General features: G+C 39.7%; 6 protein-coding genes and 1 tRNA gene. 4 read left to right on the forward strand and 3 right to left on the reverse strand.

All coding sequences use genetic code 11. The annotated features are described in order from the left end of the window. Positions 1–113: 113 nt before the first annotated feature. The 4 genes from pssA (at position 114) to Q0537_RS01850 (ending at position 3,113) form a co-directional block, all read left to right on the forward strand. Entirely contained in the window at positions 114–863 is a 750-nt protein-coding gene (gene pssA / locus Q0537_RS01835) for a CDP-diacylglycerol--serine O-phosphatidyltransferase (protein ID WP_299224620.1), read from the forward strand. 85 nt (positions 864–948) lie between these two features. Beyond that, on the forward strand, positions 949–2,463 hold the full coding sequence (locus Q0537_RS01840) for a 2-isopropylmalate synthase (protein WP_299224622.1): 1,515 nt from the start codon (positions 949–951) through the stop codon (positions 2,461–2,463). 157 nt (positions 2,464–2,620) lie between these two features. Further along, positions 2,621–2,959: an ATP synthase F0 subunit C gene (atpE, locus tag Q0537_RS01845; RefSeq protein WP_297987338.1), complete on the forward strand. Its 339-nt coding sequence runs from the start codon at positions 2,621–2,623 to the stop codon at positions 2,957–2,959. A 69-nt stretch (positions 2,960–3,028) separates the two neighbouring features. Then, a tRNA-Leu gene (locus Q0537_RS01850) sits at positions 3,029–3,113 on the forward strand. A 46-nt stretch (positions 3,114–3,159) separates the two neighbouring features. Here the strand turns inward: Q0537_RS01850 and Q0537_RS01855 are convergent. The 3 genes from Q0537_RS01855 to Q0537_RS01865 all read right to left on the reverse strand — a co-directional run. Further along, a complete protein-coding gene (locus Q0537_RS01855) occupies positions 3,160–3,975 on the reverse strand; it encodes a hypothetical protein (protein ID WP_299224624.1) in 816 nt (271 codons plus the stop codon). 157 nt (positions 3,976–4,132) lie between these two features. After that, positions 4,133–4,759 carry a hypothetical protein gene (locus Q0537_RS01860; RefSeq protein WP_299224626.1) on the reverse strand — a complete coding sequence of 209 codons (627 nt, stop codon included), beginning with the start codon at positions 4,757–4,759 and terminating at the stop codon, positions 4,133–4,135. 9 nt (positions 4,760–4,768) lie between these two features. Further along, a partial coding sequence (locus tag Q0537_RS01865) for a hypothetical protein (RefSeq protein ID WP_299224629.1) occupies positions 4,769–5,348 on the reverse strand: 580 nt, incomplete at its 5' end.

Genomic DNA, 5,348 nt, shown 5'->3' on the forward strand with positions numbered 1-5,348 from the left:
CGCAGGGCAATAACTTAGCGCTAAATTTTAAGAAGGTTGCGCCAAAGTGTTTTGCGCGCGATCCGCGGTACCGAACGAAAAGCGGTATGAAAATAAAATTTAAAGAGTAAGAGATGGAAGAGGAAAAGGGAAAATTAATCTACATATTGCCGAATTTTTTCACGGCGGCAAGCGTATTTTTGGCGGTCATCAGCATAATTTCTACGATCAAGGGTAACTTCAGCGCCGCGATCTTTTATATCATTTTATCCTTGATCTGCGACGGGCTTGACGGCCGCGTGGCGAGGCTAACGCATGCCACGTCGAAATTCGGCGTGGAATTCGACAGCCTTGCGGATATCGTTGCTTTCGGCGTCGCGCCGGCGCTGCTATTTTACTGCGCGGTCGGGCACGATTACGGCAAGGTTGGCTCGCTCGTAGCAGCACTTTACGTGGTTTTCGGCGCGATCAGGCTGGCGCGATTCAACGTCACCACGGGCACCTACGAGCCTAGCGTTTTTATCGGGCTGCCGATTCCGACGGCTGCGATTACGATGGCGTTTTGGATCGGAATTTATCTAAAATATGAGCTTTCCAAAGGGTTTGGCGTATTTTTGATCATCGCAATGGCGGCGCTATCGTTTTTAATGGTCAGCAACATCCGCTTTCCAAGCTTTAAAAAGATCAGCCTAAAGCGCCCCAACGCAATTAAAATTTTAGTGCTTCTAATCGTCGTATTTTTCTCGCTTTTATATCTTTTCAGGCTGGAATTTCCGGCGGTGCTCACTTTGGTTTATATCGTTTACGGTTTGGTTCGCGGAGCTTTAAATTTAAGCGCGGCCAAATTTCATAAAAAAGACAAACCCGAGGAAACGGCGAAATAATCTCAAATATGTTTATCGCCGCGATTGTTTTTAAGCTTGCGCGGCTATAATTTCGCCAAATTTTAACGATTTGAAAGGACAAGCAATGGATAAAAATAAAATCATAATCTTCGATACGACGCTTCGTGACGGCGAGCAAAGCCCCGGAGCGTCGATGAATACGGACGAAAAGATCCATCTTGCGTTGCAGCTTGAAAAGCTGGGCGTAGATGTTATCGAGGCGGGTTTTGCAGCGGCGAGCCCAGGCGATTTTGACGCGATAGAAAAGATCGCGGGCGCCGTTAGCAAGGCTCGCGTCTGTTCGCTTGCGCGCGCTTTAGAAAAAGATATCAAAGCCGCCGGCGAAGCGGTAAAGGGTGCGAAGCTCGGCCGCATCCACACCTTCATCGCTACAAGCCCTATCCATATGGAATTTAAACTTAAAATGCAGCCGCAAGAGGTCATAAAGCGCGCCGTAGAGTCTGTGCAATACGCTAAAAGTCTATGCGATGACGTGGAGTTTAGCTGCGAGGATGCGTGCAGAAGCGATATTAGCTTTTTAAAAGAGATCTGCGACGCTGCGATAAACGCCGGAGCCTCCACCATAAATATCCCCGATACGGTGGGTTATCTCTATCCGGATGAGATCACCGCCCGAATAGGTGAAATCGTTAAGCTTATCGGCGAGCGCGCCGTAGTTTCGGTGCACAACCACAACGACTTGGGAATGGCTACCGTAAATTCCTTAGCCGCTATCTTGGCGGGAGCCAGACAGGTCGAATGCACGATAAACGGTATCGGCGAGCGCGCGGGCAACGCGGCGCTAGAAGAGATCGTAATGGCGATCAAGACGCGCAGGGATAAATTTGCGCCGCTTTATACCGATATAAATTTGAAAGAAATTTATCCATCCAGCCGCCTAGTCGCGAGTATCACGGGTATCGAGCCGCAGCCTAATAAAGCGATTGTGGGCAAAAACGCCTTCGCGCATGAAAGCGGTATCCACCAAGACGGCGTGCTAAAGCACAAAGAAACTTACGAGATCATGCACGCCGAGGATATCGGGCTTGATAAAAACTCGCTCGTGCTGGGCAAACACAGCGGCCGCCACGCCTTTAAGGATAAACTGGTATCTTTGGGCTATGAGCTTAGTAACGAGCAAATTGAGATTGCGTTTAATAAATTTAAAGCGCTTGCAGATAGCAAAAAGGACGTTTTCGACGAGGATATTAGAGAGCTCGTAAACGACGAGTTCGTGGGGGCCGAGAAGACCTACGAAGTGCTGGTTTTAAGCTCCAATAGCTGCAACAAAGGACACGCTAGTACTGCGCTTACGCTAAGATATAAGGATGAAATTTTAAGCGATAGTGCGCTTGGAAACGGCGGTGTGGATGCGATATTTAAAGCGATAGACCGCATCAGCGGCGTCAGCGGTAGCTTGAAAGAATACCAAGTAAAAGCGGTCTCGCAGGGCAAAGACGCGCTGGCAAAAGTAACCGTCAAGGTGGAATTTAAAGACGGGGACACCATCATCGGCAGAGGACTTGACGTAGATACGATGCTGGCGTCAGCGAAGGCCTACGTTGCGGCGCTAAACACATATCTGGACGCTAAGCGTTAAGATGTCGGCGTGCTCGGCGGGATTTGTTAAATTTAACGCAAATTCCGCCAGATTAAACAAATCAAAAGCAAAATTTTAATAATATTTCACACTTAAAACGTTGGAGTAGGGGGTATTGAGCCGAAACTCGTTTTAAAATTTATTTATGGAGACTTTTATGAAAAAAGTTCTTGTATTGTTATTCGCACTTTGCGGTGCAGCTTTCGCTAGCGAGCAGCTAAGCGCTTACACTCAGATCGTTTCTTTTTCTGCAATTACCGTTGCAGTCGTTTTAGGTCTAGCCGCTTTGGGTGGCGCGTTAGGTATGGGAAATGCCGCTAGCGCGACGCTTAACGGTATCGCTAGAAACCCAAGCGTAGCTAGCAAACTATCGACTACGATGTATATCTCGCTTGCGATGATCGAAGCGCAGGTTATCTATGCGTTGGTTGTTTCATTCGTCTTACTTTTTGCAAACCCTTTCGTAACAGAAGGTCTTGCGGCTGCTGCAAAATAATCCTAAGCCCGAGAAATCGGGCTTTAAACTTATATAATTCAAGGCTTAAGATCAAGCTTTAAAATTTATGCGACCGTGGTGGAATTGGTAGACACGCTATCTTGAGGGGGTAGTGCCGCAAGGTGTACGAGTTCAAATCTCGTCGGTCGCACCATCTATTAAAATTTTCCCTATTTTTTTGGTTTTATTAAATTTTGTTACTAAAAAATTGAATACCTTTTCGGTAAATTATCTATGTTTATACCTTGTTGCAAAAAATATTTTTTAACTTCTTTATAAATTTCATCGTTATATAAATAAATCATAAAATATCTACCCGAAACTGGTGTAGCATACATAGATACCGTAAAAACTTCATTTGATATTCTTATAAAAGGTAAGGCTGTAAAACCTTTCAAATTTTTATTTCTGAATAAGTAAAAAATAAATTTGAATGTTAAATTTACAAAATAAAATAAAATCAAGGGTAATAATAACTTACTACCATCGATAATTAGTAAAAGTATTATTATAAAATATACCAGTATGTGAAATTTCTCTGTTTTAACGGAGGAATTAGCAAAAAATGTTCTACCTAATTCGTCTTCTAATATTTTACATTGTCTTTTTAATTTTCCATAATCATAAAATTCTATATAGCGATTTGTGAATTTTATTTTATGATTTTTAAATTTGAATTTTTGAAAAATTGCGACAATAACAATGTAAGTTATAGGGATTAAACTAAACCAAAAAAATACTTTATCTTCAATAGTTCCATAATCCCATAAATTTTCTAATAATCCAAAAAGTATTAGGCAAGAAATAAAAGATGAACCAAGCAATGTTAAAACGAAAAACTCTTCATAGCTTTGTAAGATAAGCGGATTTTCATCATAATCCCTAAAATTCGGATTATTTTGTTTTTGATTTTCAAGCCATTGTTGATATTTTTGCTCTTTGATTTGGGCTTGTTGTATTTTTGCTTCTGCATTTTTTCTTAACTGCTCGGCTCGTTGTTTTATATCGTTATTCAAATCAATCCTTTTTATAAAATTTCATTGTAAATTCAATCTCGGTCAGTACCGCTGATACTGAATTTTATGAATTTACAAATTTAAACTCACTTTACAAATTCACACAATTAGTAAATTTAAATTTGCAAATTTGATATTTGGATCTGTTTGATCTGAATTAGCCCTCGGTTAAACCCAAAAAATATAGCAGTCTTTTTTCTGCTTTGTCTAACTCGTTTGTTGTGTTTATAGTGGCTGTATGGGCTGATTTGTCGAAAGAGAATTCTTCGCTTGTTATATAATCTTTGATACTAAATTCTCTTGGTTTTGTAACTTTGTTATCTAAAACAATACCATCGAATTTATTGTCATTTTTAATATTGATTAATTCTTGTTCCAAAAAAGCACCAAAGCTCATATCGTTTGCGGAAGTTATCCAAGTAATACCTAATGCTATAGCGCCAACAGCCACTGCACCCCAACCGACAGGATTTGAACCAAAGAAAGCGACATACGCACTAGAAGCTAAAGCACTAACAGCCAAGTCTTGCACCACATCACCGGCTCCCCTTGCGATAGCTTCGTCCCACTCTTTTTTCCCAGTAGCCGCATCAACGATAGGAATAACCATATTAAGCCCACCTGATTTGATTTTCACACAATTATCAAAAACCTTGACATTATCAGGGTCGGCTAAAACATTTACAGGAATTCCTTTTATGAAATCGATTGTATCCGAAGTAGGCTTGACATACCAAGCAACACCTTGATTTGAATTGTTAGAAGTATTGTTATCTTCTGGCATAATTTTCTCCTATTTATAGAATTTGTAGTTTTTATCTAAATTTTCAATTTGTAAATTAAAATTTTGTAGTAAATATTCATTTACTTGTTTATAATCTTGCTTTGTCATCAAATAGACATTTACAGCATTTTTTTGATTGTCATAAAAAACTATAGTGCAAAATAGTATAAATTTATAATCTTTGTTAATTAATAAAGCAACTAATTTTGCTAAACAAGCAAGTAAATTTGATAAAATCAAAAAAAATCCCGCAATAACAAAACCAAGTGGTGCAAAAATTTTTTGAACCGAGTTGTCTGGTATCTTACCAATCATAGGATAAATACTTTTTTTAACCCAAACAATATTTTGTTTTGCTACCGTCGTATCTCTTTTATCCCAATAAACTTTGTCGTTATATAAATACACTTTCTCAGGCTTTCTAAGTTTTCTAATGAAATCAATAAAAGCCCAAATATTGACTATTGGAAATGCTACAACCACAGAGCTAAATCTTGGATTTCTCATTTCATTTTTTAAAATTTCAAAAAACTCGCCACTATTCCAATCGACAACACTAGTAAAAAATACAATATAAATCATTATAGTG

The organism is uncultured Campylobacter sp., from assembly GCF_938017775.1.
GTDB lineage: Bacteria > Campylobacterota > Campylobacteria > Campylobacterales > Campylobacteraceae > Campylobacter_B.